The 26,654-nt window shown below is 61.3% G+C and carries 22 protein-coding genes and 1 pseudogene; 10 read left to right on the top strand and 13 right to left on the bottom strand.

The window, feature by feature from the left end:
* Nucleotides 1-13: 13 nt before the first annotated feature.
* Both ACIPSK_RS01165 and ACIPSK_RS01160 read left to right on the top strand, forming a co-directional pair.
* Complete coding sequence (locus ACIPSK_RS01165) at nucleotides 14-478, top strand: hypothetical protein (protein ID WP_017968196.1); 465 nt, start codon at nucleotides 14-16, stop codon at nucleotides 476-478.
* The gene (locus ACIPSK_RS01160; RefSeq protein WP_162115183.1) at nucleotides 475-765 is read left to right on the top strand and encodes a type II toxin-antitoxin system RelE/ParE family toxin; all 291 of its coding nucleotides are present in this window, start codon (nucleotides 475-477) and stop codon (nucleotides 763-765) included. The genes ACIPSK_RS01165 and ACIPSK_RS01160 overlap by 4 nt, the downstream gene beginning before the upstream one ends.
* 7 nt (nucleotides 766-772) lie before the next feature.
* Here the strand turns inward: ACIPSK_RS01160 and ACIPSK_RS01155 are convergent, their stop codons facing one another.
* The 10 genes from ACIPSK_RS01155 to ACIPSK_RS01110 all read right to left on the bottom strand — a co-directional run bounded on the left by ACIPSK_RS01155 (nucleotide 773) and on the right by ACIPSK_RS01110 (nucleotide 15,412).
* Nucleotides 773-1,240, bottom strand: coding sequence for a cyclic nucleotide-binding domain-containing protein (locus tag ACIPSK_RS01155; RefSeq protein WP_017968198.1), 468 nt, complete (start codon nucleotides 1,238-1,240; stop codon nucleotides 773-775).
* Between the two features lie 102 nt (nucleotides 1,241-1,342).
* Nucleotides 1,343-4,057, bottom strand: a complete 2,715-nt coding sequence (locus ACIPSK_RS01150; protein WP_162115184.1) for an ABC transporter transmembrane domain-containing protein — start codon at nucleotides 4,055-4,057, stop codon at nucleotides 1,343-1,345.
* Nucleotides 4,058-4,218: 161 nt separating this feature from the next.
* Nucleotides 4,219-5,385 carry a glycosyltransferase family protein gene (locus ACIPSK_RS01145; RefSeq protein ID WP_162115185.1) on the bottom strand — a complete coding sequence of 389 codons (1,167 nt, stop codon included), beginning with the start codon at nucleotides 5,383-5,385 and terminating at the stop codon, nucleotides 4,219-4,221.
* Nucleotides 5,382-6,629, bottom strand: coding sequence for a glycosyltransferase family 4 protein (locus ACIPSK_RS01140; protein ID WP_162115186.1), 1,248 nt, complete (start codon nucleotides 6,627-6,629; stop codon nucleotides 5,382-5,384). The genes ACIPSK_RS01145 and ACIPSK_RS01140 overlap by 4 nt, the downstream gene beginning before the upstream one ends.
* 9 nt (nucleotides 6,630-6,638) lie before the next feature.
* Nucleotides 6,639-7,847 carry a glycosyltransferase family protein gene (locus tag ACIPSK_RS01135; protein ID WP_162115187.1) on the bottom strand — a complete coding sequence of 403 codons (1,209 nt, stop codon included), beginning with the start codon at nucleotides 7,845-7,847 and terminating at the stop codon, nucleotides 6,639-6,641.
* A gap of 96 nt (nucleotides 7,848-7,943) precedes the next feature.
* Nucleotides 7,944-9,116 (bottom strand): ABC transporter permease, encoded by a 1,173-nt coding sequence (locus ACIPSK_RS01130; protein ID WP_162115188.1) that lies wholly within the window; start codon nucleotides 9,114-9,116, stop codon nucleotides 7,944-7,946.
* Nucleotides 9,116-10,114, bottom strand: a complete 999-nt coding sequence (locus ACIPSK_RS01125; protein WP_162115189.1) for an ABC transporter permease — start codon at nucleotides 10,112-10,114, stop codon at nucleotides 9,116-9,118. Before ACIPSK_RS01125 ends, ACIPSK_RS01130 begins: the two co-directional genes overlap by 1 nt.
* A 3-nt stretch (nucleotides 10,115-10,117) precedes the next feature.
* A complete protein-coding gene (locus ACIPSK_RS01120; protein ID WP_017968205.1) occupies nucleotides 10,118-12,025 on the bottom strand; it encodes an ABC transporter substrate-binding protein in 1,908 nt (635 codons plus the stop codon).
* Nucleotides 12,025-13,914 (bottom strand): ABC transporter ATP-binding protein, encoded by a 1,890-nt coding sequence (locus ACIPSK_RS01115; RefSeq protein WP_162115190.1) that lies wholly within the window; start codon nucleotides 13,912-13,914, stop codon nucleotides 12,025-12,027. The genes ACIPSK_RS01120 and ACIPSK_RS01115 overlap by 1 nt, the downstream gene beginning before the upstream one ends.
* Before the next feature lie 154 nt (nucleotides 13,915-14,068).
* Nucleotides 14,069-15,412 (bottom strand): adenylate/guanylate cyclase domain-containing protein, encoded by a 1,344-nt coding sequence (locus tag ACIPSK_RS01110; protein ID WP_026154574.1) that lies wholly within the window; start codon nucleotides 15,410-15,412, stop codon nucleotides 14,069-14,071.
* Nucleotides 15,413-16,070: 658 nt separating this feature from the next.
* On the opposite strand from ACIPSK_RS01110, the gene ACIPSK_RS01105 reads away from it, so the two are divergent.
* The 3 genes and pseudogenes from ACIPSK_RS01105 (at nucleotide 16,071) to ACIPSK_RS01095 (ending at nucleotide 18,066) form a co-directional block, all read left to right on the top strand.
* Entirely contained in the window at nucleotides 16,071-17,408 is a 1,338-nt protein-coding gene (locus ACIPSK_RS01105; protein ID WP_162115191.1) for a nucleotide sugar dehydrogenase, read from the top strand.
* 133 nt (nucleotides 17,409-17,541) lie between these two features.
* Nucleotides 17,542-17,793 (top strand): type II toxin-antitoxin system Phd/YefM family antitoxin, encoded by a 252-nt coding sequence (locus ACIPSK_RS01100; RefSeq protein ID WP_162115192.1) that lies wholly within the window; start codon nucleotides 17,542-17,544, stop codon nucleotides 17,791-17,793.
* 1 nt (nucleotide 17,794) lies between these two features.
* Nucleotides 17,795-18,066: pseudogene (locus tag ACIPSK_RS01095) on the top strand (Txe/YoeB family addiction module toxin).
* A 54-nt stretch (nucleotides 18,067-18,120) separates the two neighbouring features.
* Here the strand turns inward: ACIPSK_RS01095 and ACIPSK_RS01090 are convergent.
* Nucleotides 18,121-19,296, bottom strand: coding sequence for a DUF3095 domain-containing protein (locus tag ACIPSK_RS01090; protein WP_162115193.1), 1,176 nt, complete (start codon nucleotides 19,294-19,296; stop codon nucleotides 18,121-18,123).
* Nucleotides 19,297-19,520: 224 nt separating this feature from the next.
* Here ACIPSK_RS01090 and ACIPSK_RS01085 point away from each other — a divergent pair, with 224 nt between their 5' ends.
* Entirely contained in the window at nucleotides 19,521-20,000 is a 480-nt protein-coding gene (locus tag ACIPSK_RS01085; protein ID WP_162115194.1) for a class I SAM-dependent methyltransferase, read from the top strand.
* 127 nt (nucleotides 20,001-20,127) lie between these two features.
* Here ACIPSK_RS01085 and ACIPSK_RS01080 read toward each other — a convergent pair whose 3' ends face one another.
* Both ACIPSK_RS01080 and ACIPSK_RS01075 read right to left on the bottom strand, forming a co-directional pair.
* Entirely contained in the window at nucleotides 20,128-21,918 is a 1,791-nt protein-coding gene (locus ACIPSK_RS01080) for an ABC transporter ATP-binding protein (RefSeq protein ID WP_162115195.1), read from the bottom strand.
* 421 nt (nucleotides 21,919-22,339) lie between these two features.
* On the bottom strand, nucleotides 22,340-22,795 hold the full coding sequence (locus tag ACIPSK_RS01075) for an Rrf2 family transcriptional regulator (RefSeq protein WP_162115196.1): 456 nt from the start codon (nucleotides 22,793-22,795) through the stop codon (nucleotides 22,340-22,342).
* A gap of 131 nt (nucleotides 22,796-22,926) precedes the next feature.
* Here ACIPSK_RS01075 and ACIPSK_RS01070 point away from each other — a divergent pair, with 131 nt between their 5' ends.
* The 4 genes from ACIPSK_RS01070 (at nucleotide 22,927) to ACIPSK_RS01055 (ending at nucleotide 26,569) form a co-directional block, all read left to right on the top strand.
* Nucleotides 22,927-23,832: an NAD(P)/FAD-dependent oxidoreductase gene (locus ACIPSK_RS01070; protein WP_162115197.1), complete on the top strand. Its 906-nt coding sequence runs from the start codon at nucleotides 22,927-22,929 to the stop codon at nucleotides 23,830-23,832.
* A gap of 251 nt (nucleotides 23,833-24,083) precedes the next feature.
* Complete coding sequence (locus tag ACIPSK_RS01065) at nucleotides 24,084-24,530, top strand: DUF805 domain-containing protein (protein ID WP_162115355.1); 447 nt, start codon at nucleotides 24,084-24,086, stop codon at nucleotides 24,528-24,530.
* A gap of 4 nt (nucleotides 24,531-24,534) precedes the next feature.
* Nucleotides 24,535-25,290 carry a hypothetical protein gene (locus tag ACIPSK_RS01060; protein WP_162115198.1) on the top strand — a complete coding sequence of 252 codons (756 nt, stop codon included), beginning with the start codon at nucleotides 24,535-24,537 and terminating at the stop codon, nucleotides 25,288-25,290.
* The gene (locus ACIPSK_RS01055) at nucleotides 25,283-26,569 is read left to right on the top strand and encodes a DUF4350 domain-containing protein (RefSeq protein WP_017968218.1); all 1,287 of its coding nucleotides are present in this window, start codon (nucleotides 25,283-25,285) and stop codon (nucleotides 26,567-26,569) included. The genes ACIPSK_RS01060 and ACIPSK_RS01055 overlap by 8 nt, the downstream gene beginning before the upstream one ends.
* Nucleotides 26,570-26,654: the final 85 nt, after the last annotated feature.

Here is a 26,654-nt window from a genome sequence, read left to right as displayed (position 1 = left end):
ACGAGGATAGGCCATGACCGCGGAAACCATCGATCATTCGACCCTTTCCCGCCTTGTCGAAGCAGGGGCGGTTGAGGCGGCTCATGTCGTCGGCAAGACCGGTGGCTGGTCCGTCGTCATCCGCTACGGCAAGGCCGAGCGCCCACTCGCCGCCCAACGCAGCCGGCAGGTGCGCGTGTTCAAGCGCATGGATAGCTTGGTGTCTTATCTCAAGGATGTCGGCATCTCGCAGTTCGATGTCGATGCGGCCGATTACGTTCCGGGGACGGCATCGCGGCCGGATCGGGCCGCAGCTCTACGTCGTACCCATGAGGCGGCGGAATACGACAAGTGGTTCCGCAAACAGATCGAGGAAGCGATCAGGGAAGCCGATGATCCGAACGCGGTCTGGATCAGCGCGCAGGACGCCGAAGAGCGAATGGACAAGCTTCGGGCCGAACTGCTCGCGCAGCTGGAATCCGGAGATAAGGCTTCTTGATCGTCAAATGGCTGCAACAGGCTCTCCGGGATCGGGAAGCTCAGATCCGGCACGTCTTCGCTCAAAATCCAGAGGCTGCAATCGCATTGGATGATGTTATCCGACATCAGGCCAAAATGCTCGCCGATCACCCCGAAGCAGGACGCGGCGGCCGTCTTGACGGAACCCGGGAATTGGTCATTCCGCGTACCACATTTCTGCTGATCTATCGCATCGACAGAAAAGCACAGAGGGTGGAAATACTGCGCCTTCTACATGGCGCGCAGCAATGGCCGCCGAAACGCTGAATGCGTTTTACTGCGCCATCTGCGGCTGTTTCGCCGCCCGAGCCGCGGTCAGTTCCGCGGTGGTATGGTTCAGGCGGTCGGCCAGCACCCGCATGATTTCCACGGCCATCTCCGGGAAATCGCTGAGCAGCTTCAGGAAGTGCTCCTTGCTGATGCGCAACACTTCGAGAGGCGAGGTGGCGCGAACCGTTGCCGTGCGCGAGACATCGCAGAGGATGGCGATTTCGCCGACGATGGAATTGGGTTCGACGTCGGCGACCTTGATCTCGCCCGCTGGCGAGGCGACAACGATATCGGCGGTACCCGAGAGGATGACGTAGGCCGCATCACCGACATCGCCCTGATGAAAGAGGTTCTGCCCGGCTTTGTAGGTCATGCGATCGGAGGTAAAGGCCAAAAGCTTGAGCTTTGCTGGCGCGATCCTTGAAAAGATCGGTACCCTTCGCAGCATTTCGACTTCGTCTCTCAACAGCATGAGCGTTTCAATCCCCTGACGCAGGGTCCATAAGACCAGGCATCTTCAAACTCCGAGGCGCTCCCCATCGGGAACACCCACCATCGCCGCCCCTATAGAATATTACGATAACAGTTCCTTGAACATCCCGTTTTTCTCGGAAAGTTCCGGATAGTTTCCGGCTTCCGCCAATCCCCCGCGGTCGAAGAGCAGAATCCGGTCGAACATTTCTGCCAGCCGGGCATTGGAGAGCACCCAGATGATCGCTGGCCGATGGCCTTCCTCGTGCAGGTTCTCGATGATATTGCGGGTGATCTGATCCTGAACGCGTTGGTCGAGCGCCGACAGTGGCCGGTTGAATATGAAATAGTCCGAGCGCTTCAACAGGGCGCGGGCCAGGTTCAGCTTCTGCCGCTGCACCATGGTCAGTCGCTTGCCGCCGGAGCCGACATCGAATTCGAGGCCGATCGACAGCACGTCGTCATAAAGGTCGAGCGCATCGAAGAGCTCGCCCATGATGCCGCGGATGCGGTCGGAGGCGTCGGCCTGCTGATAGGCGATACGACCGAAGAGCACATTGTCCATCAGGCTAGCCGACGGAGTGAAACGCTCGGCGTCGTAGCGCTCGATCAGCTCGGAGAGATCGGCCGGAATATGTTCGTGGAACTGCTTGCGGGCACTGACGATCTTGTCCATGAGCTCGTTCGTCAGCAAGCCGAAGCGGTGGCGCGGCTCGATATAGGCAAAACTCAGCCGGATGATGGCCGAACGTTCCTCTGGCGTGGCGTCCTCGAAGCGGCGGCTTTGAAGCTTCTGCAGCAGCGCCTGATAGGCCGGGATGTCGTCCGCCGTCATGAAGGTCAGCTGCTGGAAGAAAGGATGGTCCGGCGGCAGGTCGTGGAAGAGTTCCACGGCGTTCTCGGCGATCTCGAGGCCCATGTCGTAGAGATCGGTGCTGAGGCCGGTCTCACGGAAGAGCTGCTGGAAATAGGGATGCGCGGCAAGCCTTCGATTGGTCATCAACGGCCGCTTCATCGTGCCGAAGAGCAGGTTCTCACCAACCGTCGCCTGGGCATTGTAGGCGTCGAAATCGAAAGGCACGACGATCGTGTCGAGCCCCTCGTCGCGCAGCCTGTCGCGCAGCGAGGCGCGGAGCGCCACGACGTGGTCGCCGAGCGCCACATGCACGTCGGTGTTGACGGTCGAGCGCAGCGCCAGATCGAGGATGTCCTGCGAGATCAGGACGGCGTCGAGCACAGGGCGGATCGCTTTCAGCAGATCCTCGGGCCCGCTGGCGCCGGCGGCCTTGTAGTCCACCCAGTCGCTGTTGAGGTCGAGCGTCGGATTGCCGGCCTTCTCCGCCTCGGCGGAATGCCATTTATATTCCAGCGCTTCCCGCTCATCGTAAACGGGATCGGTCATCGGCGCATGTTTCAGGCCGTAGAGCAGATTGCTGGCAAGCGTGCCGTGAAAGAAGAAGGTGTCGGACGAGGCATAGGAGATCCGCCGGCCGGTGATCGATTCCGGCATCTCCAGGAGATCGCGCCCGTCGATGGTGATGCGGCCGGAGTCCGGCCAGACCATGCGTCCGAGCGCTTCGGCGAACGCTTCCGCGCCGCTGCCGTTCGGCCCGACGATCGCCACCGTCTCGTTCGGTTTGATCTCGACGGAGACGTGGTCGACGATACGGGCGCCGCTGTCGTCGGAGAGCGTCAGATTGGTGACGACGAACGCGCCCGTCAGCGGGCCGACGGGGGCGGTTGCGAGTTCCTGGATGCGGCTGTCGATCAGCGGCTCGACGTTGAACTGCTCATAGACCTGCTGGTACTTCACCTGCACGTCCTGGCGCATCTGGTCCCAGTCGATCAGTTCCTTCAGCGGGCCGGGCAGGTCCTTATAGGCTGAAATGACGGCGACGAGCTGGCCGATGTCGAGCCTGCCCTGCAGCGCGAGGTAGCCGCCGATCGCGTAAAACAGGAACGGCGTGACCTGGGCCAGGAAATTGTTGATGAACTTCACCAGGAACTTCCACTGATAAAGGTCGTAGCGGATCGAGAAGATCCGGCCGAGCCGCGAGGCGATGTCGGCGCGTTCGAGGTTCGACGTGTCGTTGCCGTGGATCGTGCCGATGCCTTCGACGATTTCGCCGACGCGGCCGGAAAGCTCACGCGCCGTCAGCTGCCGCTGCCGGCCGAGATCCAGCAGGCGCTTGCGCATGCGGGGAATGACGAGCGCCTGCACGCCGACGATGCCCGCCGCGATCATGCCAAGCCAGAAATTCTGCACGATGATGAAGGCGAGCGCCGTGATCGCCTGGCCGCCGAGAAGGGCAGGGGAGACGAAGGCATCACCGGTGAAACCGCCCATCGGCTCCACCTCGTCCTTGATCATGGTGGCGATTTCGGCCGATTTTACCCGCTTGAAATGGATGGGCGGAAACCGCAGCACCCGGTCGATGAGCTCAAAGCGGATACGGCGTAGCATGCGTTCGCCGAGCCGGCCCTTATAGGTGTTGATATAGAACTTGAAGAGCCCGTTCAGCACCACCAGTGCCAGAAACACCATGCTGAGGGCCATCAACATCTGGAATCGGTTGAGCTGCAAGCCTTGAAAGAATTCGACATGTCCGATCAGCGGAATGTCGTAGGCAATATGCATGAAGGTCTGCCTTGCGCCCGGACCTTCGAACCCGTCTCCCTGGATCGGCCCGTTGACGATCTGCTTCGGCAGGTCGAAGGACAGGAAATAGGGCACCATAGAAGCGGCGACGACAGCCAGAATCCACAGCTGCTGCAGCCGCGTGTTCTTCCAGATGTAGCGGGCGAGGCTTTTTTCCATGGCTAACCGTCAGCTTGCTGGGAAATTCCGAGGGCGCGATCCGGGCGCCGGGTCGGGGAGGAATTCTGAGAAGAGGATCATGCAGCCGGACCGCCGATATCGCAATGAAAACAAGGCGAAGCGACCGGCCGCAAAAGCGCCGATTCTCGCCGGAACATTGCTTATACCACAGGAATTTTGGATTGGGCGAGGGATTCGGCAATCATGGAGCGAATGATGAGGGCGGTTTTCTCCGCCCCGTCGAGGTCGAGCGGGACCGATCCCCTTGGCGGTGTGGTGAGCGCCTTTTCGACGGCCTCTTTCACATGGCCCGAGGTCAGTCCGTTTTCCGGCAGAATATCGGCAAGGCCGAGCGCCTGCAGCCGTTCGGCGCGCACCGTCTGCTCGGTCTCGCCGCCGGCGACGAAGGGGATGAGGACCGCCCGACACTCGGTGCGCAGGAGATCGCCGACCGTGTTGTAGCCTGCTTGCGAGATCGAGACCTTGGCGCCACGCAGCAGCGAGGGAAAATCCTTACGGAAACGCACCAGCGTCACATTCGGGGCCGCGTCTCCAGACAGCTTGGCGAAATCTGCCTCCGGCAGGTTCGGGCCGGCGACCAGCAGCCAGCGAAGATCGGCGGGCAGCAGCGCTGCCGCCTCTTTCGCCGCGCCGATCAGCGCAGCGCCGACCGCGCCGCCGCCCGCCGATGCGATGATGTCGAATGTCTCCGTCGGTTCCGGCGCCGGCGGGGGTGCGACGAGGCCGGTATAAAGCAGCCTGTCGGCGATCTCGGGTGTCGGCGGAAAGGTGTCCTCAAGCCTGACGAAACCGGGATCGCCGTGGACGAGCACGGCATCGAAATGGTCCTTGACCAGCGTGACGGTCTCCGCGTCGCGGCCGGCCTTGCGGTTTTCCTGCAGGATATCGCGCACCGAGCTCAAGAGTTTCGGCCGGGGTTCGGCCCTTTCGATCGCCTCGAGCAGGGGCAGGAGTTCGAAGCGCATCTGTCGCCGGCCGAAAGGGAAGGCTTCGGTGATGACGACATCGGGCCTTGCGGCATGAAAGGCATCGAGCAGCAGCTGGCAGCGGGCATGGAGGAAATCCTCGCCCGCTGGCCGGCCATCGGCATCGGCGAGGCCGGAGAAACCGGCATTGCTGGCGACGACTGCCGGCAAGGCCACGGTCTTCACGCCTTCGCCCGGAAAGCCCGGCACCGGCAGGCCGCCGGTCACGACAGTCACGTCAAAACCATCCTTGACCAGCGCATTGGCGATGCGGCTGGCGCGGGCTATGTGGCCGATACCGAGCAGATGCTGGACATAGAAGAAAATACGCGGTGCCGTCATGACGCCTTCTGCCATTCGGCCTCGAACAGGCCTGTGAGCTGTCGGATGCTGGAGTGGTAGTCGAAATGTTCGCGCACCTGGCCTTCGGCGGCGTCGCCGAGGCGCTTGCGCAGTGCCGGGTCGCGGATCGCAGCCTCCAGCGCGCTGGCCAGCCGCGCCGGGTCCTCGGGCGGCACGACGAGACCGTTTTCACCGTTCTTCAGCAGCTCCGGCACGCCGGATACTTCGGTCGAGAGGCAGACGAGCCGCTGGCTCGAGGCTTCGACCAGGACGTTCGGCAGGCCGTCGCGGTCGCCGTTGGCGGCGATGCGGCAGGCAAGCGCGAAGAGGTCGGCGCGGCGGTAGTGATCGAGAACGTCTTCCTGCGCCATCGCGCCCTTCCAGACGATGCGGCGGGAGATACCGAGCTCGCTGGCCAGCGCCTTCAGTTTCGCAAGCTCCTCGCCGCCGCCGATATGGTCCATGCGCCAGTGAAGGTCGGCGGGCAGCAGCGCCAGCCCGCGCAGCAACACGTCGTAGCCCTTCTTCTCGACGGCGCGGCCGACGCTGAGGATGAAGGCCGGATCGTCGGGGTCGCTGCCGGTCCTGTTCGAACGCTCGCCGGCAAAATGGCCGAAACGGGCGAGATCGAGACCGTGGTAGCTCAAGTGCACGGCCTCCTTGCGTGATGTCAGCGTGCGCATGTGGTCATAGCCCGTCCTGGTGCAGGTGACGGTCCAGCGGGCGCTGCCGAGTTTCTCGTTAAGCTCCCAGTCGGGTGACGTCCAGATGTCCTTGGCGTGCGCCGAACAGGTCCAGGGCGTTTCCGTGAGGATGCTCGCATATTCCGTCACCGAGGCCGGCGTGTGGATGAAATGGGCATGCAGCCATTCGCCCTCATCCGGCCATTCACGCCCAAGCACCAGCGCCTGGCCGAGACGGCGGAAGCGATTGCGGGAGATATCGCGCTTGAGGTCGGCGAGGAAGCGTTTCATCAGCGGCTTGAAGCCGAGCTTGGAGAAACCGGCGATGAGGCCTTTCAACACGCGGATCGGCTCCTCGTGCAGATATTCCGGCAGATAGACGACGCGCGCCCTGATCTCGTCATGCACGGGATGGCGCTTCTTGTCGGTCGGCCGGCGCATCGAAATCAGCGTCAGGTCGAAGCCGGCCTTTTCGAGGCCGAGCAACTCCTGGGCGATGAAGGTTTCCGAAAGGCGGGGATAGCCTTTCAGCACGACGAGGATCTTGCGGCGTGGCGGCAATGCTTTGCCCTATTCCGCGCCGACGAGGGAAAGGTGGCTGCCGCGGCCGTCGATCCACCGGCCGACGGTCTGCGAGATATGGTCCAGCCCTTCAAGACGCATGTTGCCGCCGCTCTTTGACGGCGGCTGGCGGAAGGGCAGACGCTTCAGCGCTTCCGCCATGATTGTGGGGTCGACCGACTGTTCCGGCAGCAGCATGTCGACGAGGCCGAGCTCGCTTGCCCGCTTCGCGCGCAGCAGTTGTTCCTCGCGTGGTTTGACACGCGGCACGATGAGGGCCGGTTTGTCGAAGGAGAGGATCTCGCAATAGGTGTTGTAGCCGCCCATGGCAACGACGCCGGTGGCGCTGTCGATCAGCTCTTCCATGTGATTGTCGAACTCGATCACCTCGATATAGGGAATGGCTTCCCCCTTCTGCACCAGCTTGGCGCGCTCGGCGGCCGGCATATAGGGGCCGAGCACGACGAGCGCCTTCTGCGTCAAGGTCGGGTCCGCCTCGTAGGCGTTCATGACGTCGTGGACGAGATCGGAGCCGTCGCCGCCGCCGCCTGTGGTGACGAGGATGTAATTGTCCTTGCGGGCGTTGATCGAGGTCTTGCCCCTGGAGACGCTGCGCTGCAGGAAGCCGACGAAATCCATCTTCCGGCGCAGGCTTGCCGGCACGTCGAGGCCGATCAGCGGATCGTAAAAGTCAGGTGGGCCGTAGACCCAGACGCTATCGTAATATTGGTCGATCTTCTGCATGATGCTGTTCTTCTTCCACTCGGCCTCGAGCAGATGCGGCGCGTCCATGATCTCGCGAAGCCCCAGCACCAGAACGGTGCCGCGGGCCTTGAGATAGGCGAGCGTATCTTCGACTTCGCCCTTCAGTCCCATCGGTTCCTTGTCGACGATGAAGATATCGGGCTGGAAAGTCTCGGCCGTGTGGCGAATGCTCGATTCGCGCATCTTCAGCGTCTCGTGCAGGTCGATATGGCTGGCGAGCGACGTATATTCGCCGTTGCGCAGCTTGATGACGCTCGGGATCTTCACGAAGTCGACGCGGGCGCGGTAGTCGAAGGCGCCGGCGATCGTGGCACCCGAAATGATCAGAATGTTCAGGCCGCGATAATCCTCGACCAGCGCATGGGCGATGGCGCGACAGCGCCTGAGATGGCCGAGACCGAAGGTGTCGTGGCTGTACATGAGGATGCGCGCATCTTCGAGACGTCTGGACATGGGCATCCCTTCTGGGGTGAGCAACATACTTAGTACCCCCACCGTCCGGAGGGCAAGAGGTGGGGGCGGTGCCGAGATGCGCCGCCGCGTTTCCTGCTATTTGTAGGGATCTGCCGCATCACGCAAGCCGTCTCCCAGAAAGTTGAACGCCAAAATGACAAGAACAACAGGAATGATCGGATAGAGCAGCCACGGGTAGAAGGCGATGACGCTGACGCTTTTTGCCTCGGTCAGCAGAATGCCCCAGCTGGTGATCGGCGGACGAAGGCCGAGGCCGAGGAAGGAGAGCGCGGTCTCTCCAAGGATCATGCCGGGGATTGAAATCGTCGCCGAAGCAATGAGATGCGACATGAAGCCCGGCACCAGATGCCGGCCGATGATGCGCGGCGTGCTGGCGCCCATCAGCTGTGCGGCCTGGACATAATCCTCCTCGCGCAGCGCCAGGAGCTTGGAGCGCACGGCGCGCGCCAACCCCGTCCAGTCGATGATGCCGAGGATGACGGTGATGCCGAAATAGATGACGATCGGGCTCCACGTCACCGGCATGATGGCGGCCAGCGCCATCCACAGCGGCAGGCTCGGCAGCGATTGCAACACTTCGATCAAGCGCTGGACGATGAGATCGAAAAAGCCGCCGCGATAACCGGCAAGGCCGCCGATGACGATGCCGAGCACGAAGCTGATCGAAATGCCGATCAGACCGATCGTCAGCGATATCCGCGCGCCGTAGAGGATGCGCGACAGCACGTCGCGGCCGAGCCGGTCGGTGCCGAGCAGGAACATCTGGCCGCCGATCGCCGGGCAGACGAGATGATAGTTCGAGGCGACAGCGCCCCAGAATTTATAGGCGTCGCCGCGGCAGAAGAAACGGATCGGCTGCACGTCATTCGTCTTGTCGGTATAGACGCGGTGCAGCGTGTCGATATCGAGCGTCATGCTGCGGCCGTAGACGAAGGGACCGACGAAGCTGCCCTTGTCGAAAAAGTGGATGGTTTGCGGCGGCGCGTGGATGAAATCGACATTGCGCGTGTGCAGGCCGTAGGGCGCCAGGAACTCGACGATCAGGATCATCAGGTAGACGGCGGCGAGAAAGATGCCGGAGATCAAGGCCAGCTTGTGCTGCTTGAACTTCCACCACATCAGCTGCTTCTGCGAGGCGAGATGGATGCGCGATTGCGCCGAAGTCATGCTTTCGGTCGCAAGCGGATCGAAAGGCGCGGTCGAGACGTAATGCGGCAGCGGCGCGCCGGGTGCGGGAAGGGGCGACATTATTTGGTGCTCCTGCCTTGCAGACGGATACGGGGATCGAGGAAGCCGAGCGCGATGTCCGAGATCAGCACGCCGATGACGTTGAGGAAGGCCAGGAACATCAGGAAGGAGCCGGCAAGGTACATGTCCTGGCTCTGTAGCGCCTTGATGAGCATCGGCCCCGTCGTCTCCAGCGACAGCACGATCGCGACGATCTCGGCGCCCGAGATGATCGACGGCAGGATCGAGCCGATATCGGCGACGAAGAAGTTGAGCGCCATGCGCAGCGGGTATTTGATGAGCGCCTTCAGCGGCGGCAGGCCCTTGGCGCGCGCGGTGACGACATACTGCTTCTGCATCTCGTCGAGCAGGTTGGCGCGCAGCCGGCGGATCATGCCGGCCGTGCCGGCCGTGCCGACGATGATGACGGGGATCCAGAGATGGGCGAGGATCGACTGCGCCTTCGCCCAACTCATCGGCGCCGAGATAAATTGCTGGTCCATCAGATGGCCGATCGAGATGCCGAACCAGATATTGGCGAAATACATCAGGATCAGCGCCAGCATGAAGTTCGGAATGGCGATGCCCATCAGACCGAGGAACGTCAGCCCGTAATCACCCCAGCTGTACTGGTGCGTGGCCGAATAGATGCCGATTGGAAAGGCGATCAGCCAGGTGAGCAGGATCGTCGTGAAGGAGACGAGGATCGTCAGCCATAGACGATCGCCGACCACGTCGGAGACCGGCAGTTGGTATTCGAAGGAATAGCCGAAATCGCCGTGCAGCATGCCGCCGACCCAGTAGAAATAACGCACGATCTCCGGCTTATCGAAGCCGTATTGCTGGCGCAACTCCTCGATTTCCTGGAGGTTGGCGGTTTCGCCCGAGGCGCGCAGTTCGGCGATCTGGCTCTCGAAGAAGTCGCCCGGCGGCAGCTCGATGATGGTGAAGACCAGTGCCGAAATGACGAAGAGCGTCGGCACCATGGCGGCGATCCGCCAAAGTATATATCTGAACACGCCTCAGGCCTCCTTGTACCAGAATGCATCCGGCATATAGACGCCGAGATAGGAGGTGGGATCGAAGCCGTAGAGCGCTTTCTCCGGCAGGTTCTGCAGCTTGGCGGCGCGAAGGATCGGCTGCAGCGTGCTGTTGATGAGGCCGATCGAGAACACCTGCTGTGTATAGAGCGACAGCATCTTGTGCCAGATCACCTGGCGCTCCTCGAATTTCGCCGTCGAGCCCCATTGGCCAAGCAGGTCGACCAGTTCGGCCGCCTCCGGCAGGTCGGGTGCGACGCCCTCCTGGCCGGCGGAGAGGTAATGCATGCCCCAGAGCGGCCATTGCAGCTGATCGTCGAGTGTCGGCGCAAGGCCTGCGGGCGACATGTCGGCTGTTGGCACGCCATTGTCGAGGCCGTACCAGATCGACATCATGATCGAACCGCTCATGGCCCGGTTGCGGAAGACGTCGCGCTGCGAGGTGCGGGTATAGAGCGCAAGGCCGATATTGGCCCAGTGGTCATGCACCAGCTCCAGCACGTCGGTATCGAGATTGCTCTCGCCGGCGGTCTCGACGGTGATCTCGGCGCGCCGCCCGTCGGGCAGCAGCCGGATGCCGTCGTCGTCGCGTTTGGTCAAGCCGAGCTCGTCGAGCAGGCGGTTGGCCTCGTCGGGATCGAACTTCACGAAGGCGTCGGCATATTCCTGCTTGAAGAGCGGGCTGTCGGGCAGGACCGTATCGGCGCTTGGCGTGCCAAGGCCGTAGAAGGCCACCATGTTGACCTCGTGCCGGTCGATCGCCAGCGACAGCGCCCGGCGCAGGCGCACGTCGCGGAAGAGGCCGCGCCACACCTCGTCGGCGCAGTTGAGGTTCGGCAGCAGCGTGATGCGCGAGCCGCGCGCGAGCTTCCAGAGATTGACCTTCACCGGGAAGCGCTTTTCGGCCTCCTTCAGGAAGGTGTAGTCGTTGAAATCGATGCCGGTCACCTGCAGGTCGGCTTCGCCTGCACCCGCCTTGGCGGCGATGATCGACGAGGAGGAGACGTTGAGGATGAAACGGTCGAGATAGGGAAGCTGCCTGCCGGTCTCGTCGACGCGGTGGAAGAACGGGTTGCGCTCGAAGACGAACTGCTCGGACGGCAGCGGCGTCGTGTTGCGCCAGGGATCGAGCGTCGGTAGGTTCGGATTTTCCGGACGATAGGAACGCGCCATCTTGATGTGCAGATCCTGCCATTTCTTGACGCGGTAGGTCTTCATCAGCTCGTCCATCTTCGCCTGGTCCGGCTGGAATTTCTTGTGGAACTGCTTGAGATAATGACCAGGGCCGAAGATGACGAGCGGCTGCGGGCCTGCCAATGTCGGCAGGAACATCGGGTTAGGTTTTTCCCAGGTGTAGCGCACGGTCAGCGCATCGAGCATCTCGAAGCGCGGCAGGCTGCCGTGCGGACGAAGCTCCAGCGCGCCGCCGCCGGGTGTCAACTTGTCGTTCAGGATGACGTCTTCCCACCAGTAGCGGAAATCGTCGGCCGTGAACGGCTGGCCGTCGGACCATTTATGGCCTTCGCGCAGCGTGAAGGTGAAGACCGTGTCGTCCTCGGACTGGAAACCGGCCAGGATGTCCGGCTGGAACTGCAGGTGTTTGTTGTAGCCGACCAGCCGGGAATAGCCGTAGATCGTCATGAAGCGGATATCGCGCTGGCCGCCGATAATGGTGCGCACCGTGCCGCCGTAGGCACCCGGTTCCAGTCCCAATTCCTTCAGGTTGACGATGCGCGGGCGGGCGGGAATGCGCTCGGCCATCGGCGGCAGGCTGCCTGATGTCAGCCGCTCCTTCAGGAATTCGGGTTCGGCGGCTTGTTGCGCCCTCACCACCGCGGGCGCGATCGCCGCACCGACGAGGCCGCCCAGGAATGTGCGACGCGTCACCATCAACGCAACTCCTTGGCATCGGCGCCCTTGCGGGCGCGCACCAGATGGCCGTCGCCGAGGTCGGCATAAGCGAGTTCGGAAGCGTCGTCGTGCTCGGCGGTGAAGGTCACGCCCCAGTTCTGCTTGTCGGCGGCGCCGTTTTCCCTGAGCGCCTTGAAATCGAGCGGCCGGTCGAGATCGGGGAAGGGGACGGCGGCGAGCAGCGATTTCGTATAGGGATGCACCGGATCGCGCAGGATGATCTCGCGCGGCGCGATCTCGACGATGCGGCCCTTGCACATCACCGCGATACGGTCGGCCATGTAATCGACGACGGCGAGATTGTGCGAAATGAAGAGATAGGTAAGTCCCAGCTCCTTCTGCAGGTCCTTCAACAGGTTGAGGATCTGCGCCTGCACGGAAACGTCGAGAGCCGAGACCGGCTCGTCGAGGATGACGAGCTTCGGCCCGAGCGCGAGTGCGCGCGCAATACCGATGCGCTGGCGCTGGCCGCCCGAAAAACTGTGCGGGTAACGGCTGAGATAACGCTTGTCGAGGCCGATTGCCGCCATCAATCCCTCGACCTTGCGCTTGCGCTCGTTACTGTCGCCGCGGTCATGGATCTCGAGCGGTTCGCTCAGGATGTTGCGCACCGTCATGCGCGGCGAAAGCGAGGAGACCGGATCCTGGAACACCATCTGGATCTTGGTCCGCATGTCCTGCAGTTCGGCGCCTTTGACGGAGAGGACGTCGACGACCTCCTTGCCGTCGTTGAATACCACCGCGCCGCTGTCCGGCGTGATGGCGCGCATCAGGATCTTGCTGAGTGTCGTCTTGCCGCAGCCGGATTCCCCGACCAGGCCAAGACATTCGCCGCGGCGGACGTCGAAGCTGACGTCGTCGACGGCGCGCAGGACGGTGGCTTCGTGCTTGCCGAAGAAACTGCGCTTGCGCGTCTTGTAGGTCTTCGACAGATTGGCAACGGACAGCAGGGTGCCCGGCGCCTCTGCCTGGAGCGGCTTCTTCTTGCCGACGAGGGACTCGAGATTGACCGTTACCTCGCGTAGCGCTTTCAGCCGCTCGCCGGGTTTCATGTCGAAATGCGGAACGGCGGCCATCAGACCTTTGAGATAAGGATGCTGCGGATTGCGGAAGATCACCTCGACGGGTCCTGCTTCCATGATCTCGCCGTGATAGATGACGACCACCTCGTCGGCCATATTGGCGACGATGCCGAGATCGTGGGTGATGAGCAGCATCGCCATGCCGAGCTTGGCCTGCAGCTCGCGGAGCAGTTCCAGGATCTGCGCCTGGATCGTCACGTCGAGCGCCGTCGTCGGCTCGTCGGCGATCAAGAGAGCCGGCTTGCAGATCAGCGCCATGGCGATCATCGCGCGCTGGCGCATGCCGCCGGACAGTTCGAACGGATACATGTCGTAAGTGCGATGCGGGTTGGAAAAGCCGACCAGGCCGAGCATCTCCTCGGTCCTTTCACGGGCTTCCTGCTTGTCGGCCTCGGTATGGATCAGCAGCACTTCACTGATCTGATTGCCGATCGTATGCAGCGGCGAGAGCGAGGTCATCGGCTCCTGGAAGATCGTCGCCATGCGCCGGCCACGCAGGTCGCGCATTTCCTCGCTGTCGCGCGGAAAGGATAGGATATCGGTCGTGCTGCCATCGAGCGGATCGGTGAAGAGGATGCGGCCGGAGGCCTTGGCCGGATTGGGCAATATGCCCATCACCGACTGGCTGATCACCGATTTGCCGGAGCCGGATTCACCGACGAGGGCGGTGACCTTGCCCGGAAGGATGCGAAGATTGGCTTCTTTTACGACGCGTAACCGGTCACCGAAAACCGAGAAGGAGACGTCGAGATTTTCAATACGCAACAGATCGGCTGCAGACGCCATACCAAAGAAATTCCCCAGTCTTCTATGTTCCCGTTAAGGCACACTATCGTACCGCAAACGGGGTGTCTAGCTGATGACAATCATAGAAAAACCGCCGCCCCCGCCGAAGTTCCCCCGGGCGAGATGCGAAGATTATGGCAGGGGTTCTAAGCTCTTACTGGATGAATTTCTCCATGCTGGTGCGCTTGACCTGTTTCTTGGCGTCGCGATGCAGAAGAATGACCTGCTCGGCTTCCGAAAGTCCGTTCTGTACGGCCTCGCGGAAGCTCTCGTCGACATTGATTGTGGGTGCCGGCGCGCGCGGCTGCAGCACCGTCACCTTCTGGCGGACGCCGCGCAACTTCTCCTCGCCGAGCGTTGTCCATTCGCCGCCGCAATAACCGGCGAAGGCCTGGCTGGCGACGACCTCGCGGCCGTATTTCTTGGTCAGGATCTGCAAACGTTGGACCTCGTTGACGGCTGAGCCGAAGGCGGAGAAGGTCAGGCGGTCCTTGAGGCCGACATTGCCGAACATGACGTTGCCGACATGCAGGCCGATGCCGTAGCCGACCCTGGTCAGGCCCTTCTGCTCGCGGTCCCTGTTGAGCTCGGCGACCCGCGCCTGCGCCTGATGCACGGCCGAAAGCGCCGCCTCGCAGGCAATTTTCGATGGGTCCTTATGGCGCCCGCAAGGATAGACGGCGAGGAAGCCATCGCCGAGGAAGCTCAGGATCTCGCCGCCATTGCGGTTGAAGGGGGCGGCAATCGCGTCGAAGAACTGGTTCAGCGTGTCGATATAAGCCTGCCGGCCTTCCTTTTCGGCATATATGGTGGATTCGCGCATATCGCCCATGACGAGGGCTGCGCGGATCGTCTCTCCGTCGCCGCGGCGGATCTGGCCGTTCAGCACCCGCTTGCCGGCGTCGCCGCCGAGATAGGTGGTCAGCATGTTGTTGGCGAGTTTGCCGAGCACCGCCATCTTGGCAGCGACCGCCAGATGGTTCTGCATCCTGAGCAGCGCATCGATCATGTCGTCGGAAAAGCCGGATTTATGGTCCGTCGACCAGGAACCCATCATGCCCTGCACCGAGCCGTCGCCAAAGGGCTGCACGAAGGCGAGGTAGTCGGTGATGCCGTCCTTGCGCAGGTCCTCGAAGATCGGGAATTCGGCCGGGCCTTCTTGGGTCAGCCGGCGGCGGATGTGCTGCAGGTTGTTGTCGAGCAGGTAATAATAGGGGCTCTGCAGGAAGCGGTCCGGCTTCTGCCCGGCCGGCATGCGAAAACCTTCGATGGTGACGCCGCTGGCGCGCCGCCAGGTGAAGCTCAGCGCATCGTAGAGCGGATGCAGCATCGAAAAGGTCAGGTGCACGCGCGCGATCGGCAGGCCGGCGGCCGCAAGCCTTTCGCAGAAGCCGCGGACGATGTTTTCAAGCTCGTCTCCGGCCAGCGAAGAGTTCGTCAGCCATTCAGCGACCCGGTCCAACAGGATGGAGGAGACGCTGGTTTCGATCGTGCTCATTCTCGGTATGATCCTCATAAGGCACGCCATCCCTAAGAGCCAAAAATTCCCTCGGCCGCCGCATTTTCATGCGCAGGTCACAGGGAAATCAGGATGTACGAGCGGTAATATAGTGTCAACGGATCTGCCGAAAGCCCGGCAGTGGCGCCCCTCAGCTCCCCATATCCGGGGATCGGACGGGTTGTCCTTTCCAGCTGGTTCGTTATCAAAAGTCAAAATAGGGATGCTGCAAGTGCGAAACAATGGGAGCTGTAATTTTTTGTGCGCTCAAGTTGCAGCAAACGTCGCGGCCTGAGTCATTTTCGCCACACCCGGCTAAGGGATTTTCAATGTAGGAGATTGGCGAGACCAGCTGTCATCCGGCTGCCGCTTATCCCTCCCCAACCCCTCCCCACAAGGGGAGGGGCTAAGCTGCGGTCGCCGGCTGTGATCTAAATGAGAGGTCTTACTGGCTGTTGCCGTTCTCCGGATCGTTAGATGGAGGTCATGCGTAGCGGTGTGGCACGGTAGCCCCTCCCCCTTGTGGGGAGGGGTTGGGGAGGGGTCTTGGGTCGCCAACCGACGATATTGCCGCCGGGGAGAAGAGGGCCTCGGGTTTAATTCCACGCGATCATGCATTAGATCAGCTTTCCCTGTTCCCCGTTTGAAAGATCGCGCCTTGGCCACCTCCACCTTCGATACGCTTTTGCAGAAGATCGAAACCCGCGCGGCCCGTGCCGGCATCATCGGGCTTGGTTATGTCGGCCTGCCGCTGGCGATGGCGGTGGCGCGTAGCGGCTTTGCGGTGACCGGCTTCGACATCGATCCAGGCAAGATGGTGGCGCTCGATGCCCGCCGCTCCTATATCGACGCGGTGAGCGATGAGGCGCTTTCTGTCGAGATCGATGCGGGCCGCTTCAAGGCGACGACCGATTTCGCCCGCCTTGCCGAGTGCGACGTCGTCATCATCTGCGTGCCGACGCCGCTCACCAAACATCGCGATCCCGACCTTTCCTTCGTCGAGGCGACGTCGCGGTCGATTGCCGCGCATTTGCGCCCCGGTCAGCTCGTCGTGCTGGAATCGACCACCTATCCCGGCACGACCGATGACGTGGTGAAGGTCATTCTCGAAGGCACCGGGCTGAAATCCGGCTCGGACTTCTTCGTCGGCTTCTCCCCGGAGCGTGAGGATCCCGGCAACCAGCACTATCATACCGCCACCATCCCCAAGGTCGTCGCCGGCGACGGGCCTGAGGCGCTGGCGCTGATGAAGGCCTTCTATGGGGCGGCGGTATCATCCGTCGTTCCGGTCTCTTCGAATGCGACGGCCGAGGCCGTGAAGCTCACCGAAAACATCTTCCGCTCGGTCAATATTGCCCTCGTCAACGAGCTGAAGACCGTCTATGCGGCGATGGGTATCGACGTCTGGGAGGTCATCGACGCGGCCAAGACCAAGCCCTTCGGCTACATGCCCTTCTATCCCGGCCCCGGCCTTGGCGGCCATTGCATCCCGATCGATCCCTTCTACCTCACCTGGAAATCGCGCGAATACGAGCTGCCGACCCGTTTCATCGAACTCGCCGGCGAGATCAATTCGGCAATGCCGCGTTATATCGTCGGCAAGCTCGCCGAAGCGCTCGACATCCGCGCCGGCAAGGCGCTGAGCCGCAGCCGGGTGCTCGTGCTTGGGCTCGCCTACAAGAAGAACGTCGCCGATATAAGAGAAAGCCCGTCGCTGCGGCTGATCGAGATCATCGAGGAGCGTGGCGGACACGCAGATTATCACGATCCCTTCGTCGCCGAGATCCCGCCGACGCGCGAATACCAGGCGCTGAAGGGCCGCAAATCGGTGACGCTGACGCCTGATACCATTGCCGGCTACGATGCGGTGCTGGTGGCGACCGACCACGACAAGGTGGATTATGCGGGGCTGTCGAAAAGTGCGGCGCTGATTATCGACACGCGCAACGTCTTCAACCGGCTCGGCCTCTCGGGCGATCATGTCGTCAAGGCGTGACGGAAACGTCACCGCATAAGTCTGCTATTCGGCAGCGACTCCCATCGAGATGGCGGGCGAGCTAATGTTCCGTACTGACTTTCCGGCAATCTGTACATATATCCGTACGCTTGGAAGTTGGGAAAGGATGTCGATGGCCCACGTTCGTTTGACGGAGTTCCGGCAAAACATTGCAGCCTATTTTGATCAAGTCATCTCTTCTCGGGCGCCTCTGCTCGTGACCCGTCAAGGTTCGGAAGCAATGGTCTTGGTTGCCGAAGGCGAGTACGAGAGTATGCAAGAGACGTTACACCTGCTTTCGACGCCTGCTAATTCTGCCCGGCTACGCGAAAGTATCGGACAGCTTCGCAATGGGCAGGTGTTAGAGAGCGATCCTACTCTCTGACATGAAGTTGCTATGGACGCCGAATTCCTGGAAAGAGTACGAATACTGGCAGAAAAGCGACCAGAAGATGGTCGAGAAAATCAACGAGCTCCTGAAAGATACGAAAAGGTCAGCCTTTAAAGTTCTTGGCAAGCCAGAGCCATTGAAGGGCGATCTATCCGGATTTTGGTCAAGGCGCATCCTCGGAGAGCATCGGCTCGTCTACTGCGTGACTGGCAAGGTTCCGACCAGCAGTTGGAAATCATTCAGTGCCGATTTCATTACGAAAAGTAGGTTCATGCGTGGTGCAGGTGATTGCGGCGTCCGAAGGATTGCGGGGTTACAGCGTTAGATCACGCTCGGCGCTGTAGAAAGTGATTTGCCGGTGATCTGGCTAGCGGCCACCGCATAACCGCCGGCGGCGCCATCGATGAAATGGATGTGATCGCGCGCGATCGGCGTCGGCACGAAGCAGGTCATCAGCGCTGAGGATTGTCGATGCAGGCCGTAGCGCGCCACACCCTTGGCCTGTGCCTGTTGCAGCAGCGTCTCGATGCGCTTCAGGTGTTCGGCGTCGACGTCGATTGTCATTTTCAGCCCGTCGTCGAACTTGCGGAAATCGGAATTGTCGGCGACGTCGCGCTTGTAGCGGCGTGCATCGAAGCGGCCGAGCGGAATGCCGAGCCTGTAGCACACAACCGTGATGGCGAGCTGCAGGAAGATGAAGAGCTTTTGCCACAACCGCCGGCGCGGTGGGGCGGTGGCTTTGGCCTCGCGATTGATGCCATGCAACGAGAAGGCAAGGTCCGGACCATCGGCCGGTACCGGATGGCTGTCGCGGTTCTGCTCGGTGGTGATGGCGACAATGCCGCCGACGAGCTCTTGAAATTCCCGGCCTGGCCGACCTTCGCCGGGCACGGCGATAATCGAGACGATCTCGCCGTTTCTCGCATCGATCGGGCTCCAGCGGCAGGAGAGACCGGTGAGATCCGGGCGAGTTCCAGCGGGCGCGCGGGCGATGCCGTAACGGCCGAGCTTCATCTGTCTTTCGGCCCAACTGGTGCCGCCGCCCCAGAACATCGCATAAGTCACATAGGGGCTTGCGGAGTAACGCGCGACACGGACGTCGAGGCCCTCGGCGCGGGTGTCGGCGACCGGCACGATGGCGACGCGCAGCATCAGGCCCAGATCCTCTTCGACCCAGATCTGCACGGCGGCAAGGGCGCCGCGTGCCGCCGCCTCCAGCGAACCCGGAAGCGCGATCAGTGCGCCGTCACCGCCGAAGACGAAGGGATAATCGCCCTTGCCGACGGCATTCAACACCGCTGAAATGACGCTGGCGCCCGCCATGTTGACGTCCTTGTAACGGCCGGCGCCGATTGCCTGCGTCGAGCCGACGATGTCGGCGAGCGCCAGCACCCATCCGTCCGGCAGCGGCCGGTAGTTGGCGGCGTCGGTCACGCCCTCGAATTCGCTGAAGAGCGGCACTTCGGCAAAAAAATCTTCGTCGGTCACGGTTTTCATGTCATCAAGCTTAGCACAGACCCATGTTGCCACTGCAACGCCAATTCCCATTTACGGCAATCGACTTGCCAAGGTTTCATGTGTTAGAGCATTTCCTGCTTTTTCGGACGCACGGAAATGCTCTATCTTTTTGTTTTTACGCAATTCCGGATGCAAAACCGCTCTCGCACTTTTGCTGGAATTCCTCCAGGACCGCCGACGATTTCATGACGGATAGAGATTAGATGAGCCGCCTCGACAGCTTCATTCGCCGGTTGACGGCTCAACGCGACATTTTGAACTCGATCGTCGATCTGGTGGGGGAAATTGAAGGCCCGGTGCTGGAGTTCGGCCTCGGCAACGGCCGCACCTATGATCATCTGCGCGAGATTTTTCCCGGCCGGCGCATCGTCGCCTTCGACTGGGAAGCGCGCTCCTATTCGGCCTCGACACCGCAGGCAGAAGACATGGTGACCGGCAATATCCGCGAATCGGGCCAGGCCTTCGTCGGCATCGGCGCAGCCCTCGCCCATGCCGATATCGGCACCGGCCATGACGAGATCGACGCGGTGACGCTGACCTGGCTGCCGCGGCTGATGGCCGGCGTGCTCGCCCATAACGGCATCGCCGTCAGCGGGCTGCCGCTTGAGCATCCCGAGCTGGTGGCGCTGCCGCTGCCAGATGGCATCAAGGAAGGCCGTTATTTCCTCTACCGACGGACGTAGAGGATAGCGTCGGCCCTGCTGCATAATTCCTGAAATCGGAATCGATTTAAGGATAAAATTATGCAGCCATTCAAAGTGCTACAGCGCCGCGGCTCTCGAAAGACGCGCGGTGCTGTAGCGTTTCGGTTCACGCCACCAGACCCTTGGTCAGCTCCAGCGCCTGCCGTTCGAACAGCCGGCGATAGATACCGTTATTGAGCCGGATCAGCGCCTGGTGATCGCCTTCTTCAACGATCTTTCCCTTGTCGAAGACCAGCAGCCGGTCCAGCGCCCGCACCGTGGACAGCCGGTGGGCGATGACCAGAGTCGTGCGGCCGTTCATCAGGCGTTCCATGGCCTGCTGGATCTGTACCTCGCTCTCGCTGTCGAGGCTCGACGTCGCCTCGTCCAGGATCAGCACCGGCGCATCCGCCAGGAAGGCACGGGCAATGGCGACACGCTGCCGCTCGCCGCCCGACAGCTTGACGCCGCGTTCCCCCACCATCGTCTCATAGCCCTTGGGAAGGTCCATGATGAAGTCGTGGGCACTCGCCTGTTTCGCCGCCTGCTCGATCTCGCGCCGCGAGGCGTTAGGCCTGCTATAGGCGATGTTTTCCGCCAGCGTGCGGTGGAACAGGATCGGCTCCTGCTGCACGATGGCGATCTGGCCGCGCAGGCTTGATTGCTTGAACCCTGCGATATCCTGCCCGTCGATGCGGATTTCGCCCGAGTTCACATCATAGAGGCGTTGGATGAGCTTGACGAAGGTTGTCTTGCCGGAACCCGAATGCCCCACCAGGCCGACGCGCTCACCCGGCTTGATGGTGACCGAAAAATCCTCGTAAAGCGGAGTGGGATGAGCGCCGTACTGGAAGGTGATGCGATCGAAGACGATCTCGCCCTCGCTGATCTTGATCGGCTTGGCGCTAAGCTTGTCCTCGATATCAAGCGGCATCTTGTCGAGCAGCACCAGTTCTTCCATGTCGTTGACGGCACGCTGAAGGTTGCGGATGTCCTGGCCGACATTGCGCAGATAGCCTTGCAGAACGAAGAACATGGCCAGCACGAAGGTGATGTCGCCAGGCGTCGCCAGCCCCTGCCGCCACATCACCAGGCCCGTTCCCAGAATACCTGCCTGCATCGAAACCATCATGAAGCCTTGGATCGTGCCGCTCAATGTGCCGCGCTTCCATGTCCGCCGCGTGCGGCTATCCCATCTGGCGAGCACCTGGCCCAGTCGCGTCTCTTCGCGGCTTTCAGCGCCGAAGGCCTTGACCACCGAATTGCAGCTGATGGCATCTGCCAGCGCACCACCCAGCTTGGTGTCCCAGGCGTTGGCAAGCCTTGCCGCCGGCGATACGAAGCCCATGGAAAGCGCCACGGTCACCCCGATATAGATCAGCGACCCCGCAGCCACGATCAGGCCCATGATCGGCCAGTAGCTGCCAAGCACGATACTGGCGCCGACCAGCATGACGATGGACGGCAGCAAGGCGACCAGCAGCAGGTCGTTGAGCGAGTCGAGCGCCCACATGCCGCGGGTGATCTTGCGCACCGTCGAACCGGCAAAGCTGTTGGCGTGCCAGTCGGTCGAGAACCGCTGCACCTTGTGGAAACCGTTGTTCGTCACATCCGCCATGGTGCGGAGCGTCAGCCGGATAATGCCGTTGAAGATGAACCAGCGCAATGCCACGCTGGTCAGGCCCAGTGCCACGACGATGACGAAGGCGCGCAGCGCCCGGTCAGCCGCATTGCTGCCGGCAATGGCATCGACGATCTGGCCGGAAAACACCGGCACCATGACTTCGGCCAGCGTGCTTGCTATCACCAACACGATGATTATGCCCACTAATACAGGCCGATGGCGCCAATGATGGAAAACAAAGCCGAGCACATGGCGATAGGCATCGGCGCGGAAATCGAGCTTCTTGCGAGTCATTTTAATCGCTCGGCGCCGTGTTCGGCAACCGGTCCTCAAAATAGAGAGTTGGAAGGCACAGCCCAAGCGGGAGACGAAATAATCCCGTCAGATCATCGGGCTATGAATTAAGGGAAAACCGCATGTCGGGCGCGCTTGAGGCGGGCCGCGAATGGAAATGACCTAGCGTCGGGACATTCCGCACGGGAAGGTTTCGATGATTGCTGGCATGCAACGCCTCCCTTATGTTTGAACTAAAGCGGTGAGCGTTTTGTACCGAAGCAATTCGCCATTGCCAAGCGGATATTTGCAACCTTACAGGAAGTGATGCGGAAACGACACACCTTGTGCGCTTGCGAGTGACGGTTCGGGCCGGCGTGCTCGCTTCACAACGACGTCAAGGAAGGTCGTTACTTTCTCTACCGAGAGATGTAATCACCGCTCATGAAGCGCAGGAATAGGATATCGCCGGGCGGGCGGTCAGTTTTGCCTCGAAGTCGGCGGCGATTTTGTCCAGCGTCACACTGTCCAACCGTTGCAGCAGCAGGGCCTGGGCTTCCTTCATCGCGTCGCCGAGAGCGACATTCACCGCCTGTTCCACAAGACACTGTGGCTGATCGTCGGCTGGGCCGATGGCGAAGAGATGCGGCTCGCCGATGGCGCGGTAGACGTCGAGCAGGGTGATCTCAGACAGCGGACGCACCAGTGTCCAGCCGCCGCCATGGCCTTTCTCGGAGCGGACGTAGCCCTTTTCGCGAAGGCCGGCCATGGTGCGGCGGACGACGACCGGATTGGTGTTCAGCATCTTGGCAATCATCTCGGAGGTCGCCGAATGCTGGTGCTTATCCATGTGGATCAGCACGTGCAGCATGCGTGAAAGGCGGCTGTCATTGCGCATGGCTCTCTTTCCTGTCGATCGCGCGGATATTATCGCAAGCGGATCGTAACAAGACAAGTAACATGATGCTTGACGGCGTCATATCATGTAACTTATGTTGAGTCATGAATTCGATATCAACGGAGAGTTCCATGTCCTTCGAAGCCATCGTCATCGGCGGAAACTTCGCCGGCCTGTCGGCCGCCATGCAGTTGGCCAGGGCGCGGCGGCGCGTGCTGCTCGTTGACGCCGGCGCGCCGCGCAATCGGTTTTCTGAAGCGTCGCACGGTTTTCTCGGCCAGGACGGCCAGACGCCGGCGATAATCATGCGGGAGGGAAAACGGCAGCTTTCGCTTTATCCGACTATCACCATCCGCCAGGGGAAGGTCGTGCGGGCGCACAGCGATGGTGACGCGTTTTTCATCGTAACCGAAGACGGCAGCGAAGAACGAGCCGCGCGCATCGTTCTCGCAACCGGTGTCAGCGACACGCTGCCCGAAATCCCCGGCCTCAAGGAGCGATGGGGCCGCTCCGCGCTGCACTGCCCCTATTGCCACGGTTTTGAGGTCAGCGGCGGCAAGCTCGGCGTTCTCGCAAACCATCCGCATTCGGCCCATTCCGCCATGATGATCCCGGACTGGGGCGCAACGACCTTTTTCACCCAGGCGCTGTTCGAGCCCGACGAAGAGCAATTGGTGAAGCTGACCGGCCGTGGTGTCCGGATCGAACGCAGCCCCATCGTGGGATTGTTGGGTGACGATCCGAAGCTTGAGGCCGTTCGCCTCGCCGATGGCCGCGTCTTGCCGATCGATGCCGTCTTCGTCGCGCCGAAAACGACGATGGCAAGCCCGGTTGCCGAACAGCTCGGCTGCGCCTTCGACGACGGACCGTTCGGGCCAATCATCCGGATCGCCGATAATAAGGAAACCACCATCAAGGGTGTTTTTGCCGCCGGCGATGCGGCAAGCGCCATGCACAATGCCACGCTCGCCTCCGCCTCAGGCGTGCTCGCCGGCGTGCACTGCCATCAATCGCTGGTGATGCAGTCGGCGGCATGAGGCAAAACAGCAGGTTAAACGGGCTGAATTCTTCCCCCAGCAGGTCAGGGACCTTTACGTCCACCTCGTGACCAAGGTGAAAATCTCAACGCGTTAATCATTGCTTTTAAAATAATGATCCCAATGCAACCGACTTATTGCAATTTCTACGTTTGAATTGTAGCTGTTTTCATCTGAATGACTAACAAACAAGATGATGGTGAGACCGTGGATCACCGCGCTTGCAGCAAGCTGAAATGGGGGCATTTCATATGGGGTTTACTGATGCTGTTCGGACCGTTCTGACGCAGAAATACGCAACCTTTTCCGGCAGGGCCTCCCGCTCGGAATATTGGTGGTTCGTGCTGTTCTATACCTTGGTTGGGCTCGCGCTTGTAATCTTCGCTTTGGCGGTAGGCGCTTTTTCCGACCAACAGGGTGGAGTTTCGTCAGCGGTGGTCGCCATCATGGTGATCGGCGGATTGTTTGGGCTTGCAATCTTTATACCAATATTATCCCTTCAGGTTCGCCGTTTTCACGATCGCGACATTTCCGGTTGGTGGTATTTGGCGCTGATCGTCCTGGGCATGGTTCCCTATATCGGTACCATTACGGGTCTCGCGATCACGGTTATTTCCGTAATGAGGGGCACGGATGGTCCGAACAGGTTCGGGCCGGATCCGCTGCGTCCCGAAGCAAGAGCAGAGGTCTTTGCCTAGCAGCATGACCATCCGCACTGTCAGCCTGCTGGTGGCTCTGTTGCTCGCCGCTTCGGCTCAGATTTCGTCTGCGTGGGCGCAGGACAGCGACACTCGGCAGGTTGTGGGCGGTGATCATCAAAAGAGCGCCGTCGGAGCCGAATATGCCGCGCAGTGTCAGCAGAACGGATTGCGCTGCACGCTCGTCTATGCCGATGCCTCTGCAAAGGTCGAACCGGCATCGAATACGACAAAATCGTCGCCTCAACGCAAGCCGTTGATGAGCCCGCGGGAGCCGGTCGTCAACGGTCCTCTGGCGGTTGCCGTCGTGCTTGTCGGTCTCATCGTGGTCATCGGTTTGTGGATACGCTTCGGTAATGGCGGCGTCTTGCTTTCATCTGCGCCACGCGACATGAAGCGGCAGGGGGAGGCGCCGGAAAGCTGGCGCACGTCAGCAGCCGAGGCCGAGGAAAAGCCGAGCGACTTTCTGCAGCGCATTGCCGCCATGGCGGATCGCAGGCAGGCGCTTGTCCTGCTGCTCAGACATTGCCTGCTGCACGCGGCAGATGTGACGGGAACACGGCTTTTCCGCTCGGATACGGAACGGGCCGTTTTCGCCCGTCTGCCGGACAATATGCCCGACCGCGATCGCCTTGAAAATTTTCTGACCGCGGTGGAACTCGTTCATTACGGCGGCCGCACGCTCGCCGAAAGCCATTTCGGCGTCCTTCTGACGACAGCGCGCGGTTTGCTGTCATCGGGCAGAGTAGCCAATGCGTAACGCGGGGCCTCTTCTGTTGCTGGGGCTGTTGCTTGCGCTGGCGGCGCTGGCAGTCTTCGCGCTTTCGCGCGGCAGCGATTTCGACCGCTCGCCGCTTGGCAACAAGGGGTTGGAAACGTGGCTGCAAGCCAAGGGTATCCCTGTCGTACGATCCGACCCTCATGTCGCTCGGGCGCGTTCGGAAATCTCGCTGCGCATCATTCCCCTGTCGATACGCCAAGCCATGGTTGTCGCACCTCAGGCAAACGAGGAAGCGGATGACGCGGGCCCGGAAAGCCCGATCCGGGAGTCAAACCGCTATGCGTTGCCGACGCTGATCATATTGCCGAAATGGCGCGGCAGCGTCTCAACGGATGGTGTTGCCAGCACATCGGGACTGATCGATCTCGCCGATATCGGCGGCGAACTCGACAAGCTCGGTTATTCAGATTTTGGCTTTGCCCGTAGCAGCACCGATTTTGAAGAGGCGCAGCCGCAGCCGAAACCGGGCCAGCCCATCAACATCGCCCTCTATCAGGCGCAAACGTTCGAACGTTCGAGCCTGCCGGGCGGTTGGGAGGAGCTGGCGGGCACGCCGTCGGGCGCGCTGCTCCTGCATGGCGAGGACGACCCCAACGTCTATCTGCTGTCGGATCCGGACCTGTTGAACAATCACGGACTGGCTCTGGCCGATAACGCCTCCTTTGCCGTGTCGCTCGTCACGATGTTGCGCGGCGCGGGCGAGAAACGGCCGGTCTATCTGGATACAGCCGGCGTGCCGCTGGATAAAAAGAAACCGGCGGATGAAGGCCGGACCTACGAGCGCTCTGCCTCCGATTTCAAGCGGTTTTTCGCTTATCCGCTGTCCGTCATCTGGGGAGTGCTGTTTGTCGTCGCCGCTATTTGTTTCTGGCGCGGCGCCTATCGCTTCGGGCCTGCTTTGCCCGAGGCATCCGCAAACACCGAGATGTCGAAGACGGCCGCGATCGACGCGACGGCGCGTCTGCTGCGCCTGTCAGGCAATGATGGCCGGATGACCGGACAGTTCGTGCTCCATCTGCTTGCGGACAAGGCGCAACTGGTCTTCGGCCCCGGAGCCGGAAACGAGGCAGGCGTAGAGCGGCTGTTTCAACGCCTGGCGCGCCGCGATCAGGCGGCGGCGAAGGCATTGCACTCGTCAGCGCAAGCGCTGATCGATCGTGGGCATCGGATGACGCGGGCGGATCTGCACCGCAATCTCGAAATATTTAGAAAGTCGCTAGAACAGGATGATTTCAGGCCGGGTCGGCCTAAAATCTGAATCCTGTTTCTAAATTAAACAGTTAGAGCATGATGTCGTCCGAAAACCGCTTACACTTTTCGGCATCATGCTCGAGGGAGCATTG

The sequence above is a fragment of the Rhizobium sp. LARHSG275 genome (assembly GCF_052871115.1).
The sequence above is the reverse complement of the archived record's forward strand: the minus strand, read 5'-3'. Positions and strand labels throughout refer to the sequence as shown.